General features: G+C 34.4%; 24 protein-coding genes. 11 read left to right on the forward strand and 13 right to left on the reverse strand.

Features of this window, described 5'->3' with window-relative positions:
- Nucleotides 1-2 precede the first annotated feature (2 nt).
- The gene (locus HW120_RS15420) at nt 3-998 is read right to left on the reverse strand and encodes an RNA ligase family protein (RefSeq protein ID WP_246297002.1); all 996 of its coding nucleotides are present in this window, start codon (nt 996-998) and stop codon (nt 3-5) included.
- 433 nt (nt 999-1,431) lie between these two features.
- Here HW120_RS15420 and HW120_RS15425 point away from each other — a divergent pair, with 433 nt between their 5' ends.
- The 3 genes from HW120_RS15425 (at nt 1,432) to HW120_RS15435 (ending at nt 3,494) form a co-directional block, all read left to right on the forward strand.
- Nucleotides 1,432-1,746, forward strand: coding sequence for an aminoacyl-tRNA hydrolase (locus HW120_RS15425; protein WP_177735175.1), 315 nt, complete (start codon nt 1,432-1,434; stop codon nt 1,744-1,746).
- Between the two features lie 87 nt (nt 1,747-1,833).
- A complete protein-coding gene (locus HW120_RS15430) occupies nt 1,834-2,340 on the forward strand; it encodes a hypothetical protein (RefSeq protein WP_177735177.1) in 507 nt (168 codons plus the stop codon).
- A gap of 32 nt (nt 2,341-2,372) precedes the next feature.
- Nucleotides 2,373-3,494: an ankyrin repeat domain-containing protein gene (locus HW120_RS15435; RefSeq protein ID WP_177735179.1), complete on the forward strand. Its 1,122-nt coding sequence runs from the start codon at nt 2,373-2,375 to the stop codon at nt 3,492-3,494.
- Between the two features lie 174 nt (nt 3,495-3,668).
- Here HW120_RS15435 and HW120_RS15440 read toward each other — a convergent pair whose 3' ends face one another.
- On the reverse strand, nt 3,669-4,097 hold the full coding sequence (locus tag HW120_RS15440) for a lipocalin-like domain-containing protein (protein ID WP_177735181.1): 429 nt from the start codon (nt 4,095-4,097) through the stop codon (nt 3,669-3,671).
- Between the two features lie 346 nt (nt 4,098-4,443).
- Between HW120_RS15440 and HW120_RS15445 the strand changes: the two genes are divergently transcribed.
- Nucleotides 4,444-4,626 carry a hypothetical protein gene (locus HW120_RS15445; RefSeq protein ID WP_177735183.1) on the forward strand — a complete coding sequence of 61 codons (183 nt, stop codon included), beginning with the start codon at nt 4,444-4,446 and terminating at the stop codon, nt 4,624-4,626.
- Between the two features lie 18 nt (nt 4,627-4,644).
- Nucleotides 4,645-5,079: a DUF1801 domain-containing protein gene (locus HW120_RS15450; protein WP_177735185.1), complete on the forward strand. Its 435-nt coding sequence runs from the start codon at nt 4,645-4,647 to the stop codon at nt 5,077-5,079.
- A 483-nt stretch (nt 5,080-5,562) separates the two neighbouring features.
- Here HW120_RS15450 and HW120_RS17890 read toward each other — a convergent pair whose 3' ends face one another.
- Together HW120_RS17890 and HW120_RS15460 are read right to left on the reverse strand one after the other, a co-directional pair.
- Nucleotides 5,563-5,739 (reverse strand): transposase, encoded by a 177-nt coding sequence (locus tag HW120_RS17890; RefSeq protein WP_317168391.1) that lies wholly within the window; start codon nt 5,737-5,739, stop codon nt 5,563-5,565.
- Between the two features lie 155 nt (nt 5,740-5,894).
- Nucleotides 5,895-6,200, reverse strand: a complete 306-nt coding sequence (locus HW120_RS15460) for a hypothetical protein (RefSeq protein ID WP_177735187.1) — start codon at nt 6,198-6,200, stop codon at nt 5,895-5,897.
- A 575-nt stretch (nt 6,201-6,775) separates the two neighbouring features.
- On the opposite strand from HW120_RS15460, the gene HW120_RS15465 reads away from it, so the two are divergent.
- From HW120_RS15465 to HW120_RS15485, 5 genes are all read left to right on the forward strand, one after another.
- Complete coding sequence (locus tag HW120_RS15465) at nt 6,776-7,333, forward strand: hypothetical protein (protein WP_177735189.1); 558 nt, start codon at nt 6,776-6,778, stop codon at nt 7,331-7,333.
- A 71-nt stretch (nt 7,334-7,404) separates the two neighbouring features.
- Complete coding sequence (locus tag HW120_RS15470) at nt 7,405-7,653, forward strand: hypothetical protein (protein WP_177735191.1); 249 nt, start codon at nt 7,405-7,407, stop codon at nt 7,651-7,653.
- 123 nt (nt 7,654-7,776) lie between these two features.
- Nucleotides 7,777-8,070, forward strand: a complete 294-nt coding sequence (locus HW120_RS15475; RefSeq protein ID WP_177735193.1) for a hypothetical protein — start codon at nt 7,777-7,779, stop codon at nt 8,068-8,070.
- A 16-nt stretch (nt 8,071-8,086) separates the two neighbouring features.
- On the forward strand, nt 8,087-8,515 hold the full coding sequence (locus tag HW120_RS15480; RefSeq protein ID WP_177735195.1) for a hypothetical protein: 429 nt from the start codon (nt 8,087-8,089) through the stop codon (nt 8,513-8,515).
- Nucleotides 8,516-8,549: 34 nt separating this feature from the next.
- Complete coding sequence (locus tag HW120_RS15485; RefSeq protein WP_177735197.1) at nt 8,550-8,819, forward strand: hypothetical protein; 270 nt, start codon at nt 8,550-8,552, stop codon at nt 8,817-8,819.
- Nucleotides 8,820-8,901: 82 nt separating this feature from the next.
- Here HW120_RS15485 and HW120_RS15490 read toward each other — a convergent pair whose 3' ends face one another.
- Genes HW120_RS15490 through HW120_RS15510 form a run of 5 tightly spaced genes read right to left on the reverse strand, consistent with a single transcriptional unit; the run spans nt 8,902 to nt 12,383 of the window.
- On the reverse strand, nt 8,902-9,231 hold the full coding sequence (locus tag HW120_RS15490; RefSeq protein WP_177735199.1) for a hypothetical protein: 330 nt from the start codon (nt 9,229-9,231) through the stop codon (nt 8,902-8,904).
- 4 nt (nt 9,232-9,235) lie between these two features.
- Nucleotides 9,236-11,113 (reverse strand): hypothetical protein, encoded by a 1,878-nt coding sequence (locus tag HW120_RS15495; protein WP_246297003.1) that lies wholly within the window; start codon nt 11,111-11,113, stop codon nt 9,236-9,238.
- Between the two features lie 10 nt (nt 11,114-11,123).
- Nucleotides 11,124-11,627 carry an ABC-three component system middle component 5 gene (locus HW120_RS15500; protein ID WP_177735203.1) on the reverse strand — a complete coding sequence of 168 codons (504 nt, stop codon included), beginning with the start codon at nt 11,625-11,627 and terminating at the stop codon, nt 11,124-11,126.
- 1 nt (nt 11,628) lies between these two features.
- On the reverse strand, nt 11,629-12,198 hold the full coding sequence (locus tag HW120_RS15505) for an ABC-three component system protein (protein ID WP_177735205.1): 570 nt from the start codon (nt 12,196-12,198) through the stop codon (nt 11,629-11,631).
- The gene (locus HW120_RS15510; RefSeq protein ID WP_177735207.1) at nt 12,198-12,383 is read right to left on the reverse strand and encodes a hypothetical protein; all 186 of its coding nucleotides are present in this window, start codon (nt 12,381-12,383) and stop codon (nt 12,198-12,200) included. Before HW120_RS15510 ends, HW120_RS15505 begins: the two co-directional genes overlap by 1 nt.
- 421 nt (nt 12,384-12,804) lie before the next feature.
- Between HW120_RS15510 and HW120_RS15515 the strand changes: the two genes are divergently transcribed.
- Complete coding sequence (locus tag HW120_RS15515) at nt 12,805-13,371, forward strand: hypothetical protein (protein ID WP_177735209.1); 567 nt, start codon at nt 12,805-12,807, stop codon at nt 13,369-13,371.
- Nucleotides 13,372-13,468: 97 nt separating this feature from the next.
- Here the strand turns inward: HW120_RS15515 and HW120_RS15520 are convergent, their stop codons facing one another.
- From HW120_RS15520 to HW120_RS15535, 4 genes are all read right to left on the reverse strand, one after another.
- A complete protein-coding gene (locus HW120_RS15520; RefSeq protein ID WP_177735210.1) occupies nt 13,469-13,954 on the reverse strand; it encodes a hypothetical protein in 486 nt (161 codons plus the stop codon).
- Nucleotides 13,955-14,177: 223 nt separating this feature from the next.
- The gene (locus HW120_RS15525; protein WP_177735211.1) at nt 14,178-14,804 is read right to left on the reverse strand and encodes a hypothetical protein; all 627 of its coding nucleotides are present in this window, start codon (nt 14,802-14,804) and stop codon (nt 14,178-14,180) included.
- 4 nt (nt 14,805-14,808) lie between these two features.
- The gene (locus HW120_RS15530) at nt 14,809-18,336 is read right to left on the reverse strand and encodes a DUF6443 domain-containing protein (RefSeq protein WP_177735212.1); all 3,528 of its coding nucleotides are present in this window, start codon (nt 18,334-18,336) and stop codon (nt 14,809-14,811) included.
- Nucleotides 18,337-18,340: 4 nt separating this feature from the next.
- On the reverse strand, nt 18,341-21,613 hold the full coding sequence (locus tag HW120_RS15535) for a hypothetical protein (RefSeq protein WP_177735213.1): 3,273 nt from the start codon (nt 21,611-21,613) through the stop codon (nt 18,341-18,343).
- Between the last annotated feature and the right edge of the window lies 1 nt (nt 21,614).

A 21,614-nucleotide genomic window follows, 5' to 3' on the forward strand; every position in this document is an offset into this window, starting at 1 on the left:
GTTTATCCGTTAGCAGAAGCCATTATTTTATTGATTTCAAAATCCACTCTTTCGATAATCCACTCTTTTTCGCTAAGCAGTAAATCGTTTAAAAGATTGTTGTTATTTTCATTAAAATCGATGAGCACATCATCTAAAAATTCGGTTTTAATTTCAGAAACCCGAAGCGGATTACTCCTGTCTAACGGACCAATTTTAGAGACGGCGCTTTCCAATCTGTTTTGAGTGACATAATTCCTTAATTCCGCTACAATAAAAGACAAATCTTCTGTTTTAGAGGAAATATCCGGAACGAACGACCATTTTTCGGCCTCATGGAATTTATCTTCTTCGTCAAACTCGGCGTTTTTAAGTTTTACTATCGGTCTTGATAAAAGTGTGCTCTGATCGATTCGATTAAAGGGTTTGATCACCACACCTTCAATTAAATTGTCCTGTAATTCCGGAAGTTGAAATTCTTTCGGAATCGTGGAGTTCATTCTGATATTGAAGTTCATCGCTTCAGTAAATTTTCCAATGAATAATGGTTTGGCATGAAATATTCCAAACTGCTTAAAATACGCCAGTGACGTTTCATAATCCAGATAATATTTCGAATCGGAACCATTTGTTTCAATGGCAATATCAAAGGCACAAAATTCAATTGCAGGCGTATAATACACTCCGGTTTGAATAGCATATAAATCCTTTATAACATTGATTTCCGGATGCGGATATTTGCCGCCAAACAATTCACCGTAAACAATATATTTTTCCCCGATTATTTCGTTGCTCAGCTGCTCAAAGAGGCGAAGTATGGCATCTTCTAATTTGTTTACAACCAATTGAAAACCAAAAAAATCGTCTGTCCACTTCAGGTATTCTTTTCTTTTAGCAAATTTCAAAGTACCCTTTTCATAGATGAAACTAAAGTTTGCTCCATGGACTTTTTCTGTAACAACCCATTTTAATTTTTCCATTTCGGAAAAATCTTTTTCACTTAGCCCTAGTTTTTTCATGCTACTAGGCATCTTTTCATATCCTGAAAATTCACTCATTATTTTTAATTTATGCTAACGTGTTGCTGCCTGTTAAAGTTGCAACACTTTATTACTGATGCTTACAAATATATTGGAAAGATCAGAAAGAAAAAACGGAATATGCAAACAAAAAAACAGTCTCTTTTCTTGTCGTTTTTTTAGCAGGAATGGATCACACCCGAAGCATTTTGTCAGGAAATATAAACAACTATATATTTTAATTTACCAATATCCATAATCATATTGATCATAATTAACATGGAAAAATTATGCCTGATCCCTGAATATAAGGGGCAAAATTAATTACATTAGCAAACCCGTTTTACGAAATACGGCTCTATCGCTTTTCACGAAAACAGGTAAAAGCCTTGTAAAAAACAATGTTTAGACACCATATTGACAACAGCAGCGTATGAAAATGTACATTATCGTAAAAGACAATATTCCTGACAAACTAGTTCCTGTAATAACAGCACACGCCTCATTAGCCTGTTACCGAAAATTTGAAGAAAATGAAAATATGATAAAATGGATCAATGGGATATTTAAAAAAGTAATCTGCCTGGCGAATGAGACGGAATTTGATAACCTTAAAAATGAAACTGATTTTGTAGTCTTAACGGAATCTTCTCTCGATAATAAAGAAGTTGGTTTGGCATTTTGCCCAAGAGAGGAATATCCGAAAAAGTTTAAGTTTCTAAAAATGTGGACACCACAAAATATATAGAATGGAATCCTTAAATTTCCCGTTCGAACGCAAAGCCTGAAAACGCTGCGACACGATAACCAATCATGCTAAAAAGACAACTGATTTATGGCAAGTGAATTGAAAATTTTTACCATTTACAGCATTCAAAAGGAGGAAAAATACTTCTTACTTCAAACGGAACGACCGGGGTTTTCGAATGCTTCCCAAATTCAGGAAAATGCAGCCGACAAAATCGAGCAGAATAAACGGGAATATATTCTGACCCAAATTGGAAAAAATTATAACCGGAATGACAAGACAAACTTTGAATTTATTGGCGAATTTCAAGGCTATCCAATTGGTGACAAGTTATATGCTGACAAAGGAAATATTGAACTGAATATTTACTATATGGCGACAGAATCCGGGTGGCCATGGATTATTCTTGGTACAGCAAATTCTGAAACCGGATTTTTAACCGAATTAAACGACGACGACGATCTATTAAGACTTAAACCTATTGGAGCAGTCAAACTAATTAAAGCGATATTCCTGACGGAACAAGACTTTAACCTTTCAGAAATCGATAATTCTGAGACAAAAGGAAACAGCCATAACACGGATTTGGCGTAAATTTAATAAGACACTATAACAAACAAAAGAATATGTCATTTTTCAAGAAACTTTTTGGTAAAGAAAATAAACCGGAACCTGAAACTACAGAGGCGATTTTGCCCTGGATAGAACCCTCAGAAAACCCCTGGAACGTAAAACTGCTTGACTTAAGACCTATTAGTCAGACAATGCTTTCGAGTTCGCAAAACTCACAAATGGCTACCAACGCCATTTCTTACGGAGGAGAGGACGGAACATCTTTTTGGGGAGAAAAGCCAAAAAGCAACAGAACAATCGTATCTAACCTGACATTTCCTATTGATGGTTCTTTAGCACCGGGAGTATTATTTAAACCTGAGGCAATGGAGCATAAATGGGCCATTTATTTTGATGGCGAATTTTTAATTTTTATTCGCAGCTGGTTAAGGGAAGTTTTTGTTTTGGCTAAAACATCACAAAGAAATAACACCTTAATTATCGAGAATATAATCGGAGAATTTACGGAAGGCGAAACAGAAGCATTCACGAATTCATATTTAAATTTTCTATTGATCAGCCATGCTATCGGAGAAGTTATTCCTGCACCTTTGCCGGAAGAATTAAATTTGAACACCAGAAATGCCGGACTCTGGGCATTTTCAAGTTATGGCAATATGGCACACTTAGGAGTTTTCGATGAAACATTTGTGGCCCCGACAACAGGAACATTGCGTTCCCATTCTTTATTGCATATTGCGGCAGCAAAATCTGATATCAATGGAATTGTAGCGCAGGTCAATAATGGAATAAATATCAATTCTCTGGCTGGTGACGGATTGGCTACGCTGCATTGGTCAATTGTAACAGAAGGTGTTGAACCCATGCAAAAACTATTAGAATTAGGCGCAGACCCAAATGTCACGACAATCCAGGGTGCAACCCCTATTATGAACGCAACACAATCTAATAAAATAGAACACCTGAAGCTATTATTAAAATTTGGAGCGTTGGTAAATGCAAAAGACAACAGAGGATTTACAGCTTTGCATAGGGCTGCAGAAATGGGGCATACAGCAATAGTAGAATTGCTACTGATGAATGGTGCTGATAAGAATATTCAAACAGAAGGCCACACAGCATTGACTTTGGCTATTGGAAGGGGAAACAAACAAATAATTGAGCTTTTAAATTAAAAAATCTCCACCCGGCTGAAGGGCTTCTATAAAATACAGGCTAAAAAACGGTGGATTTTGATGCTGTAAAAAGGCATCCGTTTTGAATTAAAAAAAAGCGCTGAATGGATTCAGCGCTTTTTTGTTTTTTGAGTTATACTAAGCAGTCGTATAAACCTGTGGTTTAACTTACGATTAAATCTTAGTTAAAATGACCACTTTTGTATCTCCGGAAAGTACATATTTCATTTTCAAAGTAGTATTGGTCAATTCCATAATTTCGGCATTGATTGCAGACCCGTTTGGATATACTAATGTCATCGAATTGTTACTTTTATTCCAAACTCCGGTATCAATTGTTTCCTGGCAGTTTGGGTTGTCAAAATAATGATCTTTGATGACATTACCGGCAAGTATTTCTGTGTAATCTTTGGAACAGCCTGAAGTATGCTGATAATCATTTAAAACTTCCTGACTGTTTGTTATTTTTCCTTCTTTTGTAAATTGCCATTTACCTTCAATCTGAACGGGAGCTTGTTCCGGCGAGGAATCGTCGTTACTACAAGAGAATAAACCAAAAATTAATACAATTGCAGATAAAGACAGGCTTTTTAATTTAAACATAATTTTATTTTTTAAGAGTTTTCTTTTATTTATTCTGATTTTTAATCGCACAAAAATAAAATATATAATCAAACAGGCAACCTGTTTTTTATCCGTTGTCGTTCTAATCAATGCTAATTTTAAGAATATTGCTTTTTCTATCCCAAAAAACGTGCTGCTGTATCGGATCAGGCTGTTATGCTAAAGCCAAATAACCACTGTCAGCCGGTAATATATTCCAATATAGCCCGGCTTCCGGCATTGATACACTAAAAAATAATGCCCTCCCACCCTGCCGACAGTTAGCATATTTGTATATTTTTGTTGTACTGCAACTAAACAATAATTAATGAAAAACTATTAAAACATGAAAAAGAACAACACATTAGTATTTGTTTTTACCATTATAGCAATCATTTTAGGGGTAATATTGTTTAAGCAATTCGACTTTCAGAATCTGAAATTTGAAAAACCGGCATTAGCTGTTGTGTATGGCATCACCTTTATCATTTCCATCACATTCCTTTTAAAGCATTATAAAAAGAAATAACAGCAATCCTCATTTTATATGGACATACAAGAGCAGATCAAAGCATATATCGGCAGTCAGCCGGAACCAAAACGCAGCGACATGCAAACGTTGCACCTCCTCATTCTGGAAATCATGCCGGCATGTAAATTATGGTTCCTCGATGGTAAAAACAGTGAAAACAAAACGGTTGCTAATCCGAATATAGGATACGGCTTCTACACAATAAAATATGCCGACGGAAAAACCAGGGAATTTTACCAGGTTGGTATCAGTGCTAACAAAACCGGAATCTCGGTCTATATCCTTGGTATTGATGACAAGACCTACTTAGCCAAAACGTATGGAAAAGAAATAGGCAATGCGAGCGTGACCGGATATTGCATTAAATTCAAAGCGCTAAAAGACATACACATCGAAACCCTTCTGGCCGCTATACGATACGGTTTTGAGGCACAGAATCAAAACAATTAAGCAAATCTGTTAACGGTAATTGGTCAGCAAATTGTATCGGGCAAACCAGCCGTAATTTTTCATCCTGATCCTCTGGAATAATCACTATAACCACACAATCAGGCACATCCACGCAACACTTCAAATTTTAAGATACAACACCCAAAAGTATATAATCCTGTTATCGTTTTATTTTGTTTATTTGCCCGTCAATCATCAAAACGAACAATCACTTTTCACTACAAAAACCGATAACTTTTAGTATCGGTTTTTTTGTTTTTCCCGAATGACACACGAACAAAATAACGGTCAAAGGAAACCCACACTACCGAACTACAACACTCATAAACAATACATTAACACCTCTTAAATCATAAATAAACCAATCAAAAATCAGGTATTTATACGGTTTTACGACATCAGGTATTTACACCTTATCGCATAAAAAGGCATCCTTTTATCTTTGAGATGAGTCCTGAATTAATAACCATAAATAACCTGAAGTCAGATGGCCTTAATCAATTTTTTTGCCAATCCCGAAAGCTTTTTCTTGGAAGTAAATTTTTTAAAATCCCTTATTACATCCGACAGTGTAAAACCATCTGTTACCTTACAGAGCATGTGTATATGACTTGACATAATACAGTATTCATATATTTCCAATCCTTTTTTTCCTATCAATACTGTAATGCTTTTATAATACCTTTTTTCTGATTAACTATAGTAAAAACATCAATCCATCCGACTACAGTTAAGGTAATAAAATAAGTATTTTCGATTGCTGTGGCTTTATATTTTGTTGACATGGCTGGTAAATAAAAAATAAAACTACAACCCTAAAAAGTTGTAGTTTGCTTCTCTTTATTGGCGCGGATTTGTAATCCGCGCCATCGGGTATTAGCCTGCTCTGGCGTCAAATGATTTCGTACTTCAGGGCTTATAAATTCCTCAATAGTTTCGGGAATTCTTTTAGCATAGTTGTAATGTGCTAATGCCAAATCCCAAGGAGTTATACCAGAATATTTTTTTGCATTATAAATTGTATAACCTAAGAAACGAACAAAATTAACCGGAAATTTAGTTCTTTTGTCTTCAGAAATTAAACCGTATATTGTATTAAATTCTTTATTCCATTGTTTCAATGCACTTCCAATGTTTCTAATTCCATACATTGAAAACAAAAACACAGACCAACCAAAGGAATACACCCGATTTATTCCAAAATTAGTTAAACAGGAATTAGACGCTTTAGAATATCAAAGAAAAGAAGACTTATACTGTATTATCGACCTAATTTACAGAAAAACTATGCAACTACAAAACAGAATTACAGAAAATATACGGTTATGTTGAGATTCCGAATTCTGTATTTAAAAAATTGATTGCCAACAGCAATTATCTGAATGACGCTTTAAAGATTTTAATATCGGAAAACATCATTCAATCAAATCAACATTATGTTCCGTCAGTTTTCCCAAAATCTTACAAAATCAACGGCAATTTACTTTCGCCAAAACTTGAAGTTGTAATCAAAGACAAAAACATCAACAAATGAATTGAGGCAATTGAAAAAGAAAACAAAAAGTTCGTTGAAAGACGCTTACAATTTTCCAAAACCAATTACTACAACACCTTTAAAATCGATTATGAAGCCGCTTACACCTATCTTTATAACGAAGCAGTGTCAAGCATTAAAATTCTTGCAATCAACGGTAAAATGACCTTATCTGATGCAGATATTAAAAACGTGATTGATTGCAAAGGTAACTGGAAGTCGACACGTGGTCATCTGCTGTTAAGAGGCAAAGAATTGCATAATATCTTGCATAATTTCACCAGAAACCAATTCAAAATTCTTTGTATCAAAAACGGGTATCTGTATTTTAAAAGAAACAAAACCAACGGAAGGCTGGACACCAACCTAACCAATTTGCCAACTGAATTAAGACAATTCTTGATTTCAGATGAAAAGCTATACAACATCGATATTAAGAATTCACAGCCGTACTTTTTGTACAGTCTTTTGAAAGTTGAAAAAGCGATACCACAAGAGGAACTAGAACGATACGGCAAGCTGGTAATCGAAGGCACTTTTTATGAATACTTAGCCGATGAATATTACAAATTAACTGGAAAAAGTAAAACTAGAGACTACATGAAAGGGTTTCTTTTCAAGATTTTCTTTTCAAAACCCAGCTCGTTCCCAAAAGTAAAAGAGTTTTTCGGGGCCTGTTTCCAAACATTATGCAATATATCAATGAAAATAATGCTGTGAACAATTCGATTGTGGCAAACAAGCTTTCAACTATTGAATCAACAACCATCATCAGCGTTATATTGCCAGCGTTGGGTAACCTTGGAATCAAACCGTTTACGATTCATGATTCGTTTGTATGTAAGGAAAGTGAAATCCAGATAATCATTGATGTTTTCAACCAAAATACCATTAGTATGTATGGCGTGAGTCCAAATCTTCATGTAAAGACATTATTGGAAGATTCAACCAGTGAAATGACCGACATTGAAATTGATGCAACAGTTGGTTACGATATAGATGATAATATTGAAATCTTTATGATGATGGCGAAAAAGTAATATTGCCTTGGTAATCCCTAAAATTGAATCAAAACAAAAACCTATTCAAAAGCCGAAATAGGTTTTCCATTGTGGATATTTTCTTATATTTGATAAATAAGGAATTTTAATAATTCAGCTATTATGGAATATCAAAAAGCACAAGAAATTGTAACTAATAATCAACATTTAATTGGTAAAACTATTAAAGGTGGAATAATAGATGAATTGGTAATTCATCCAACTGAACAAGAATCGTATGATAATTTTGTAACATCATACATCCAATCTGGGAATGCTAATCTTTCGATACAGCCTTATAGGAACCAAGATGTAAATGTTTTTGCTATCATTGAAAAAGGACGGATAAATGCTCAAGGAATTTTCCTTCACGCAAGTTTAGATAGTATTAGCACTGAACACGAAATAAATCTTTAACATAAAAACAAGATACATGAACAAAGCAGATTACAATCTTGACATTATCGAATCTTTAGTTTCTACCCAATATGGTGATTATGGTGGTTACATACAAATTGATGGACACAGTGGAGTTGACTTCTTTAAATTGTGCGAAGACCACGGTGTTAGTAGAGATAAGTATTTCCTGATTGGATTCGGTTGTGGTGAGTCAACTATAAACGGAATTGGTCAGAGAGATGTAAATTGCAGAGCTCTGGTTTTAGAAACATCAAGATATGGCAATAGTTTTGATGAAATACAAAAAAACTTAGCTTCTAAAAGCGGAAGAGCAAAAGCCAAACAAATTCACTTTTCAGTAAAGTATGAATCTTTCACTAAATGTGTAAAGAGATTCGATTTTATGGTTTCAACAAAGCTAACAAAACATATTTCAGAAATTGAAGTTGAAGATATTTTTTAATTTTAAGTAGTTATTCAAAAAATAAAATATAATTATGATAGAGTTAAAACAAGAATTGGAAAGCATTTTCGAAAAGTATAAAACTGAATATAAAACTGTTTTTGACGATAGTGATGGCTTACAAAGTAAGGTTAATAATGGTGAAAATTTTGGTAGAATTAACAATGAATTCATTGATGAATTAATATCAAAGTCAAATGCTTATTTTGATAAAAATCCAACAATCACTAAAACTGATGTTGAAGATAATATTAAAGAACTGTTCTTAAATTTCAGATCTTTAATGCTTAATCCATTTGATTAATTTATTCATAAAATAAGAGCAGAATTACAACACTTGAATTCCGCCCAAAATAAAAACCCTAACAAAACTGTTAGGGTTTTACTTATATATCTGACATTGTATTAACTAAATTGATTAATTTGTCAATAGTATCTGAATTATTGCTTCGATATGCTATTGAATTTCTCAAATTTCTCAAAGTATTTCTTTTAGAATAATGAGTTATTGGCATGTCAATAATTGGGTCATAATTAAAGCCCCCATTAGCAAGACTTTTATAGTAAACATTTTTAGGGAATGGATGATTTAATTCGATTTCAACATATTCCCCCGTTGGCAATTGAATTTTAATTTCAATCGCTTTATTATCTTCGGGTTCAACTAAATAGAGTTTTGTAGCCGTTGCTAATTTTCTCTTTATTGTCCAATGCATAACTTTACACGTGTTTTAAGGTTTTATTATCTATCATATAGTGATTGCCTACCAAATAACTACTATTTTTCAATTCTTCAGAAATCATAGAAGTTGTAAATATTATTTGATAGTTTTCTAATTGGAATTTGTTGGCTGTCTCAACAATTAGATTTTGGAAATTCTGACTTCTTTCTTTTTCAATTCCTTTATCTTCCATATTGTCACATAAAATAAATCTAGGGTACCTCATTGATTCTATCTCTAAAGAAGCAAAGAAAATCGAAAAACGTGCAGCAATTTTTAGATAAAAATTTGAACTCGCAGAAAAATTCCTCACATCGCCATCAACATATATTGCATTGTCATAATAATTAATATCAAGATTTGCAGCTTTCTTAAAGACATCTTCTCTTTCGAAATCTTTCTTTAGGAAGTTTAATGCAGATACTTCAATTTTGCTTTTTATCTCATTTTTTTTATTTAACTGAGCTTTTTCTTTAGCTTCAATCGAATCATTTAAAAATTTAATATTAGAGTCTAAATTATCTTTTTCCACTATTAAAAGAGCTTGTTTCTCTGCAGTTTCTAAAAAAGTTAGAAATTGGCTCATTTCCCCGTCCATTTCCCCTTTTCTAACAAGTAACAAATCAATTTTTTCATCACGATAAGAAGTTACATCTTTTAATGCAAAATTTACCTTATCTTGGGTTTCCTTAAGTTTTGCTTTTTCGGCAGTATATTTTGACGTTAAATCTAGAAAATTTTCCCTTCTAATCTCCATTAATTTTTCCGATTCCCTGATTTGAAAAGTTAATTCCTGTTCCATTCTCCTAGCTTGTGTAACCCCAAAGCTATCATCAACTTCTTGTTTACAAAGCCTACAACTTCCTTCATGTACAGAATTTAATTTTGACAAGCACTCAGGGCAATAGTCCAAATGATAACTACCTAAATTTTCACGTGTAGCAATTGAGTTTTTGATTGATTTTCTTTTATGGTGTAAGCTTTGTAAAAAATATTCAGAATCAGTTATTTCGTAACTTAAATTATTTATTTCGTTCTTTAATCTGTTTACTTTCTCTCTTTGCTTTAATGCATCAACATTAATTGTTTCAAAACTCAAATTTGTTTTAAGAGTATAGTTAACCTTCTTGTTGTTGTGTTTTAAGTTTATTATTTCAGATTCTATATTGGATTTTTGAAGCTCCGCATTACTTATTAAAATTCTTACATATTCTGGGTTTAGCAATCTTTTATCATCAAACAAACTTCTAATAGCATCAATTTCAGATTTCAGAGAAATTAATTTTTTCTCTGAATTTTTTTTATTAATTCTGTCTTCATATAATGTTTCATCATAAATTCCCAGTAATAACTCTGAAACCGTTTGTCTAGTTAAAGGTGAATCAAATGGTTCATAAACGAATAAAGAATTTGTTGGAGATTCTTGGTCGACATACATCAATCGCAATAATTGATGCATTGTTATATTGCTATCTCCAACAACTATTGGGATTTCAAGATGTTCAAACAAAACATTTGAAAAACTTTTTTTATCAGAAACTTTATATGGAAATTTATGCCATTGACCTTCAATTGTTACTTTTATAGCATCGGCATAATTTCCCCAATAAATATACATTGGCATTTGTGGAGAATCACCAATTTCTCTTTTTAAGGTTAAAGTCGCACCATTTAATTCTACTTCCCCATAAACAAACGAACACTTTTTTGCTTCTCGTGTCCAAGCAGTAAAACTCCCGCCTAAAATGTAAAAAATAAAATGTGAAATAGTTGACTTCCCACTGCTGTTATCACCTCTAATGATATTGATTCCTTTATGGAACTTTTCATCATAGGCTTTATTCCCATCTGAAGTAAAGACAACAAGTCTGTTCAAGAATAAATTGTTATGCATCATATCTAAATTCTAACAAGTTAGTTCTGTCTTTAAATCCTTTTTCGCCATATAATGGCATATTATAAAAATATGTGGTCATGATTTTTATGATGTTACTTTCTCTATCTGATAAAGGCTCATAGTTTTTTAAAATATCTTCGAATAGAGTTTTGTCAATTTTTGTAATTCTGTTTTCTGTCAAATAATCCTTTTTAACTAACCCATAAGAGGCTAATGTTTTTATGGCTGTTAGTTGATATGGCTTCATTTTTTCAAAAATAATCTTACTGTCTAAAACTATCTCGTAAGGATTTTCTTTTTTCGGAAAAAGATTTTGTATATCATTATTTCCTTTTTCATATCTAATTTTAGTCATTTCGTTTGGAAACGCTAAATAATAATCCCACATTCTTAATCTTTCCAATTCAACATATTCTTCTTTAAGATTTGAGAGTAATTGTATCAATCTGTAAACGCAGTGATACATATCAAAAGCTGAATGATATACTAGCATATTATGACCATTTTATGTGACAACGACCTGTTAAATAATAAATCATTCCTTCAATATCAGTAGCTGAAAAACCAAGAATGTTATCTTCAATCCCCTCTTGTTCAATCAAAGTAACTAAAGGGTTGATAATTTCATCTGAAATAGAACAAGTAACTTCTATATCACTTGCATTTGCCTGAATGAGAGGACGGATTTTATTTCTGAATTTTTCTAATATTGTAGCCAACAGATGAGCTTGTATTTTTTGAGCAGATTGATATAATTGAAATTTAGTTAATTTCTTATAGTACTCTTCTTTGAGCCAAAGAGCATCATCAATCAAATCAGTACGATTTCCGTCTTCCAATTTTTGTTCAAGACCAATAACATCTCTTTGAATGGTATATCTATTCAAATCGTCAATCAGTCCAGTGATTTCTTCATTGTTTTCAAATTCAGAATTTAATTTTTCAAACAAGATTGACAATCTGCTTTTATTTTGTTGATGGTAATGGATTTCAGTAGTTTCTTTATTTCCGAAAACAATGTCACCATCAGCCTTGACATCATTTAATTTGAATTCGTCACCCATTATTTTTTAACACTTGTCTTTTTATTACCAAAAACAATATCTCCACCAGCTTTGACATTTTTTAAATTTGTGTCCTTTGATTTTCTTTTATTGATACTTTTGAAAGTAATCGTTATAACAGCTCCTGCAGCAAATAAAGCAATTAACGCTAAAAGGATTTGTGTAATGTTATTGTCTAAATTCATATTTCATTTTTGAAACCTCAATTTTATATTTACAATTAAATCAGAGGTTTAATTAGTATTCAATTTTATTTTTCTAGTAAAATTTTCACAAACAATATAAGCTAAAAGAAACATTTAATCAATCCCTAATTTTAGTGATATTTCTCTCACTAAGATCTTGTGATACATTTACATTCTCAATAACAAATAACTTGAATAAATCAATTATTTTATTACGGAAATCCAGAAAACAAGAAAATGAATTTTAAAATATTTTACAATACGTATTTATACTGAATTTTAATTGGTTTGGGCTTTGAAGAAAAAGGAAAGGATGGACAAATTCACCCAATTCAGAATGCCTTACAGATTTTAAAAGTTTTTGTTTAGCTTTATTACACTTTATGGACAATAGCAAATTCATTAACACAAAAAACTAAAAATGACTACATCTGAAATCGCTTTACTGTCAACCTGCATCGGAGCTAGTGCTGGGTTATTATCCAATTTTATTGCAAATACCTTAAAAGATAAAAGTGATAATAAAAAAACGAAAATTGATTTAATCGCAGAAGAGCGAAAATTAACTTATATGATTTTATTAAATCAGGTTAATTATACACAAGTGGGAATGACTATTGAATATTACTATCAATTAGCGGTGATTAATAAAAAAAATAACAAAAAGGATTCGAATTTACAAAGACATCATGATGAAATTAAATTCAGTAATTCATTACACGCTGAATATATAACTTTCATTGGTGATTACTGCAAGAACATTTATAAACTTATTCATTACATTGGACATGCATCTGAACTTGAAAGTATAATGCACAAAATTATTAATGAACCGCACGAAGACTTCACTGGAATGTTCAACGATATTAAGAATTACGATGAATTGTTCAGTACTTACCATAAGGAACATCAGTCAGCTTCAGTTAAACTTGAAAGGTATAAATCATACTTTCAAGAAATACGTCAAATTATAGAAAGTACTTTTTAAATTAAAATGTTAATTTATGATTTGGTAAAAAAATAAAACTGAAATAATTAAATAATTACTAAAAGCAATTCTAAAGATAAATCTATTAATCATTGAATCAATCCCATTTGTTCCAAACAGTATCAATCTTTATTAATTTAACTTTTCCATTTTTAACTATGTAATTATAAACCGGTGGAAAACCTTCAGGATAGTCCTTATCAATTAAAGGTTTATATTCATTAATCATTTGATTATATTCTTTCTTTAAAACAAATTTATCACTTAACTTATTTTCATCTATAATAGCAGTTGGTGCTAATTTATCATTCTGATAAATTCCATATCCTTTAAATGGAGATACTAATCCCGACGATGGCCTCATAATGCTAATTAAAGTATCATTATTTTGCAAATAGAATTTTACAACATATAAATAAATAGGTTTGAATGACTTATGATTATCCTTTATAATAGTTTCGTCAGGTATTGGGAATTTTTCTTGATAATCAATTATTACTTTATCCAATACGTCATTAAAAAGTTTTTCTTCCCTACAACTAGTGAAGAAAACAGCAACAATAATTACAAATAATGTTTTCATAATCAATTTTTTATAGGGTTCCATCGGTTACCATAACATAACCTTCTACATGCAGAAAAATTTAAAAAAGTCGTTTTCTCACCTGAGAATAAATACCTTTTATACAGTATTTTTATATTTAAAAGGATGGACGAATCGCCCATCCCTGTATCCCTAATGCCGTTGGAAACGGATTAATGACTTTGAAATACTAATAACAAAATCTCAAAAAAACATCCCTATATTACCAAAAAGTTCCTTCTTTATGACTAACTCTATAATATTTTGGAAAGAGTTTAGAAACCGTATAGCGAGCAAAAAAAGTACTATCTGATATAAGGTCATTCTTAAGATCTTTGGAAATATCATTTGCAAAGATGTATCTGTCTGTATCAAAATTATAATAACAAATAAACCCAATACCTTTTATATAATAACTATCAAAAGATTTATGTGAGTTAATTTCTTCAGAATAATGAAAGAGATGATATTTTTCTCCTTTGAAAACATATTCTTTTTGATTAATCAATTTTGTTTTTCTACTAATAAGAAAAGGTTTTATACAGCTGCTATTAGCAAGAGATATAGTATCAAATGAATGTGATTGAATAAATTTTGAATTACAACTTTTAAATATCCCCAAAGAATTTTGCTTTTCATTAAAACTAAAAACTAACTTATTACCATTAAAAACATTTATTGAGTCATAATTTTTTAAAGAAGTTTTTTGAAAACTTTGATAATTTTTGACTAAAAGTTCATTATTTGCTCCAAATAAATTAAAAGTTTTAGTTGTTGTTTTATTATCGGTTTGATTTTTACAACCAATAAAAAAAATACTAATTATTGAAATAGTGATAATTGCTTTCATGTTTTTAATTAGATTTACCTCCATTATATTTCCACATCATCGTTTTTAACTGGCCATTGGTATAAAATCGCCCAAATACGGAATTTGTTTCTTTAATACCGCTATAAGCATCATTTGGCCAACTTGTATTATTTCCATTATTATATAAAACTTGACTATGGTGCCAATGACTTCCATATCCGCCTGGCTTATAGAGAATGTTACTATTATCAAATTTTTTGTTATCCATATAATCTTTTGCAAACAAATCAGCATGAATAAATGTTTCATGAAAAGCCGACATTGTTCTGCTAAAAATCCAACGTGACATATTTTTTGCAGACATGACTGCATTAGGACTCCGAGAATCATAACTTTTACCATCCTGAGCATCAACTCCTTCAAATGAATTAAGTCCGACAATAATTGTATTTTTCCCATCAGTATCTGTTTCTCCTCTGTCACCAGAATCTTCCTCTCTATAAGAAGTAAATTCAAGATTTAAGCCTGCTTTATCATATTTTCCATCCTTATCAAATGTTTGCCCAAATATTGTTTGTCCTTTACTTGCAAACTTTGACAAAAATTTATATCCCGCTTTTGTAGATGCAAATAATGTCATCGCTTTATTTAAAGCCCAATTGTTAGTTATAGATTTATGAACACTTATAGAATCTCCTTTTATATCAATAAAGCGTATTGGATTATTTACACAGTATTGATATGGATTCACATCATAATATTTTTCTGCAAATCTATCCATATTATGAAAACGCCCAATTACCGCATCATAATTTCTCATTCCATAATCATATAAATTTAATCCTAATTCAACCTGCAATTCCTTTCCGTTATATTTATACTGATACGGATTTTGCAGGCCACGGGTACCTTCCTGCTCCAAAGCCGGAGTATTATATCCCGGAGAACCATCCATTGGCATTGTATAGGTATACTCTTCGGTATTATAGGCCGTATGTTTTAATCCAAAAGGGTAATAATGGTTTTCCTCCATTATCTGTACTGCTCCGGATTTATGATTATACGTCCAGCTGGTTCGGATGTTGCCCAGGTGATCGGTATAATGAAACACATAATTGTAATACGTTCCGTCGGTAACCGCAACATAACCTTCCGCATGCGGAAAAAATGCCAATACATCGTTTTCATATTGAAAACCATCACAATAATCAATCACCGAACTTTGCGTAGCAGTTACTTTTTTCTGCAGCTTTACTCCGGTTGCATTGTAAATATACTCAATTTTATTGCCATCGGAAAACAAAATTACTGTGGGCAGATTCAAATGGTTATAAGTAATTTTGGTAATCCTTTTATTCTCATCCTTAGTCATGTTGCCATTGGCATCGTAGGCATAATCGTCATAGGTATTCCCGTAGCCGTTATCGGAAAATCCGCCCGGATTATTCGTGGCATCGTTTACCCGCATCAGTTTGTTGCCGTTATAGGTATAGGCCAGATTATCCATGTCGATGGTAAAAATCGGGTTATCCAGATTTCCGGTACGCTGTAAGGAAGTAATGTTCCCGTTTTTATCATAGGCAATCGTTTCATTATAGGAATTGGGAATTGGTGTCCCGGTTTTCGGTTTCTGGTATATCGCCGTATTTAACCGGTTAAGGTTATCATACTGATAGCCGTATTTCCGAAGCACATTGTCCCCGGAAGTAATCCAGAAAGTCTCGGCTATATTACCGTTGTATAACGGCACCACATTACCGCCGGCACTGGTTGGTGCAAAAATAATGTCGCCATTCTGGCTCTCCGTTACCTGGTTATAATTGATTTTAAAACCAAACAAATCGTCTGATGCCAGAACAAAATCGGCACTATCTGCTGCAGCCTCATTATTAATATCGGTCAGCCAGCCGCGGATATTATACCGGTAATCTATTTTCTGATAACCTGTCGTACCGGTAACATCAGGGCCACCCACATTTTTAGAAATCAGCTCTCCAATCTCACTATAAGTGTTTTTTGCAATCAGTTCTTCCGGTTCTCCGTTAATTTGGTGTATATGGGTTTCCGGCCGGTCCTGATCGGTATAGGTATACCAGTCGGTAACCTTCAGCAGGTTTGCTACCGGATCGTGTTTGTGATAGGTTTTCGTATAGTCCGTTTTTCCCATAAAGTCCAGCTTATTGTCCGTTTGGGTATAGCCGTCAAAGATATTGGGCATATACGTACTGATTATTCTGCCTTTTCCGTCATATAGAGTATACGATAATTGTCCTCTGTACTGGCTGGTTATCGTCAGCATTCGGGACCAGGCAGCGGTTTGCAGCCCTTTAACCCTTATGAGTACTGGTTCGCCTTCAATATCAGACGGCAGTGCCGGCACACCCGGAAAATTATAATCGTCATAATGATTAACCGTTAAGATGTGCAGTCCAGAAGTAGGAAAAACGGTATTGCTGTACCCTACAGCCACTCCGCCGATGGTATTGCTCAGGCTTCTTGTTTCGGACAAAGCGGCACTTCCGTTATAAGCATCCTGCAATGTCCTGCGATTTACAGTAATGTTATACCAGCCGGTATAGACTACCCGATCCAATCCGTCATATTTTGTAATCAGCCAGCCGGTTTCTATCGTATTCCTAAAAGGTGAAAACACCGGACCTGTAGCAACAGGCCTGTTTCCTTTATCGTAAACAATAAATTCCCATTGTTTCCCTGGGATCTTCTTTTCTGCCAGGCGGTTGCGGGCATCGTATTTGTACTGGAAACACAAATCATTAAGCTGTGCCGACGGATTGGTGACCAATGGTGGAATCACATACGTTAAGTTACCGTAAATATCATACACATAATAAGTGTCATATTTTTCGCTGCTGTTTGTAACCGGATTTTTGTTATAAGCCCGTTTTAACACAACCTGTCCTTCCTTATTTTTAAACTCTTCGGTCGTATTGTTTGTACCGGAAGTCCAGTTCTCGTCTTTGGTGATGGTTTTATACAACTCGTTTCCGGCATAATTCCCATTATCGATAAGCTGTATATCATATATTTGCTGTGTACTGTTCCAGGTGGTTAAGGCACGGTAATATTTCACCTCATTCACACCATTGGTCTGGTAAACCATTTTTATACTATGGTCATTATCCGATAACGGATTGAGCTGCCATACCATACCGGGAGCGCCCTGCTTTAAGACACGATCAAGTGTTGCGTTCTCATATAATTTTTCACGAAACGGATACTGACCGTTATACTGACTGTAATTTAGTGTTGCCTGCTGGGCTCCGGTTTGAAAACTCATATCGTCAGTAGTCGCCGGATAAGGCAGATATTCTTTAGTCTGCCGGTTCATATCATATTCAAAATGGATAATCATGTCTTTACCGGAAGCGGACTGCTTATTCCCGATTTGCTGAACTGCTCTTCCAAAACCGTCATAGTACATCACATTGGCCTGCGGTCTTGCTGCATTTGCTTCTCTGTAAGTAATTGTCTTTACAAAGTTCTGACCGGTATCCTGTCCCCAAATAAAAACAGGAAACAAGACTATATAGCGTAATATCTTTTTCATCATTCTTTTATTGCGGTTTATAATTGTATTGGTTCTCATTTACCGTATTACCGTCTTTATCTTTTACTTTTTGCAGTCGGTTATACTGGTCGTATTCATAAGAAATAGTTATTCTTTTAGGATCGGTAACGGATGCGATACCAATGAGAGGGAAATAACTGAAAGTCGTTACCAATCCACCTGGCAGACTGTTTCGCAGACCATCAATTGCAGCCATATTGGATTCATTCAGACTAGACAATCCGGCTACATTTGTCCCTAACTGGTCAGCAACTTCACTACTGGTTGCATTTTCTATTTTAGCAATCGGTAAACTGCTGTTATATCCCCATAGAAAAGTTGTTGGTTTTCCGTCTTCAGGAATATACTGCCGGATATTGCCTATAGCATCATAAGCAAATGTTACCTTCTTTTCCAGAGTACCGTTAGTTCCTTTTGCCGTATAGATAAATTTCGGCAATAGTAAATCCGTTGTGAACATTCCGTATTCCGTTTTTTTTACTCCCAGTTTTTCTGTATTTCTAAAACGTTCCGTTTTTAAGGGAATACCCGTCATAAACCTGGCAATCAAATCATTCCGATACGGTTCCGTACTCAGTTCATTATCCTGAGAATAATAGTATTTTACCGCTGTTGTTTCGCCGGACAGCACACTGGTTATTTCCTCCGAAAGCTGAGCATGTAGCGGGTTATTATAGTTAAATGTCTTCGTGACCATTGTGGTTCCGTTCAGATTGTCGGAAGCATCATAGAAAAAACTCTTTTCTTCCGAAGACTTCAGATAGGACCAGTTGGAACGGATATAAACTCCCATAACATCAATGTTCTCAATACTGCTGAGCTGCCCTAAAGTGTAACATAACAGATTAAAATTTTTCCGAACCGGATAACTATAAATTCCCGTACTGATTCCGTTATCTAAAAAGTGGGTATAGCTGTACTCTTTTAAAGGTAACAGGTTTCCTGCTACAGCCTTTTTATAGTGTATTGTTTTTTTCTCTAATCCGTGGTTCCAGCCCGAATTGGTTCTTGCGGCATTACTAAAGAACATGCCGTTGACAACCTCACCCGGCAAGTCGAAATTGATCGTATACTGATGTTCTTCGGCTCCATTCCCGAAGGTATCGTCACCATGGCTGACCGTGACTTTTTGATAGAAAATGTTATTCCCTTTCTCGAATATCGGAATGATACTGCTTGAAGAAATCACCCGTAACGAAATATCTGTATAAGCACAGCCCGGAGCGCCTCCCGATCCGGGAGCCCCGTTACAAACATTTCTTCTGGTGATGTAATTTGAATAATAAGGCAGTCCCGAAGCAACACCCGATGACTTGCTCAGATCGGCAGGAGAATTATAGTAGTAACGCTTATAAGTTGCTACATTATTGTTATCCGTATCTTTTATACTCTTCACCCGGCAACCGCCGGTATCCTGATCTACGTAAACTGTTTGTTGAGGCGCATCTGCCCAGGTTATCGTGCAGGTTCCCCCTGTACAACGGTAGGTACCCACAAATCCAATCCGGTAGGTTTTACCCTCCTGCGCAGAAAAATAGAACGAGTTGTAGGTACTGTTAACCGATAACTGCGCCCCGGTACCATAATACTGATATCCACCCTGATTAAGTACATACAATGGTGTATTCTGATTATCCGTGACATTCCAGACCGATATATTGGTTACATGATGGAAACCGGTATTTTGCGATTCATTACATTCATCATAATTAAACTCGCCATAGCCACCAACGGCGACCATTTGTCCAAAAGGGACGGTCATGGTTTTATAGTTCATCGTCGCAAAGCCGGGCATCGCCCCATGCGGTCCATTATAAATGTACATCGCATCGGAAACCATGTGCGGAGGAATCACTTTGGGTCCCAACAGTCTGTTAGATTCATATTCTATTTCTGAACAGCCTTTTGTGGGATAGCAGATTTTGTTTAAAAGCCCGGAACGCCCCGTGATAAAATTCGGCTCCCGGTTCGCTGCAATGAAATTTGCTGTTTCAAGACCGGGAACTTTGGCAATCAGACTTAGATTTGATACACCGTTAAAATACCCCCAGTGGTCTTGTCCCATGTTTAATCTCAAAGGCAGCGCTTCGGGATTTAAGTAACCGAAACCATACTTCCTGGCAGGGTCTTTATAGACAATCTGACTAAGAAATGTTCGTTTATTTGTTGTAACATTATAGGTAAAGGTAAGCTCCTCAACTGTTTCAAATAACGCGTTGCGCTGTAGTATCTTCTGAAGCTTATTGTTTCCATAGTTCATTTCGGGATCATTTCCGGTTTCGTAAACAAACACCAGTTGCCCGTCTAAGCTATTATTGGAAAATATCCTGGTCAAACGCCTGCCATTAATTGTCATTACATGATTAACCGGCATACTTAGAACAGGTCCATAGGTATAGTTTGAAGAGTTGCAGCTTGCCTGAATATACGGGCTTGTCAACGTTAAGGATTGCGATTGCGATGCCGTATAACGATAACCGTGAGCTTCATACTCAAAGTTTACCTGATCTCCTAACGGATGTAAGATCTTCGTCAGGTACCAAACCGTTGTATAGGTTTCGGGAGTGGAATGTCCTGCTCCCTGTGCCCGGAACATTGTAGATTCGGTTTCCCCGAAGTAATACTTTATCCCATCGTTTGTTGTGATGATAAACGTTAGAAGAGTACCATTCTGTACCTTTTCAATCCTGACGTTTTGGTTTTCCACCCGTAACGGGTTCCCGTTGCGGTCAAGTACAAATTTCCCTGCTACACCATTAAAATTAAACGAAAAAATATCAACCTCGGAATCTACAGCATTGTTGTTCCCTATATCATAGATATAATTGATTGCCGCACTCGAAAAAATCCCTTCAATCAGATCTCCGTCCGGGGGAACAATATTGTAACTGTGATCCTTTTCATCGGCTATATCGTTTGCCATTCGTGTAATAACCCCGCCTGCGTTGATATTCCAGCCCAATCCTACCTTAGAGGATATATCATCGACCCTGATGCCATTAGAACCATAAAAAATATTGACCGATACATTGATGTTCCTGTTTTTGAATGCGATAAGCGGGATATCCATGTTGGGTGCGCCTGTGACCATTCCAACAGGAATATTGCCATAATTGCCCAAAGCATACGCCGTTGGCGATGGCGGAACGATATTGGGCAGATAATTTGTGCTCTCATCCTGCGCATGAAGACCTGTGCTTTTCCACAGCAACATACCGAAAAGAAGTGCTGCTCTCAGAAATGTAGTAATGCTTTTCATA

This window comes from Flavobacterium inviolabile, from assembly GCF_013389455.1.
In the GTDB taxonomy this organism is placed as follows: Bacteria; Bacteroidota; Bacteroidia; order Flavobacteriales; family Flavobacteriaceae; genus Flavobacterium; species Flavobacterium inviolabile.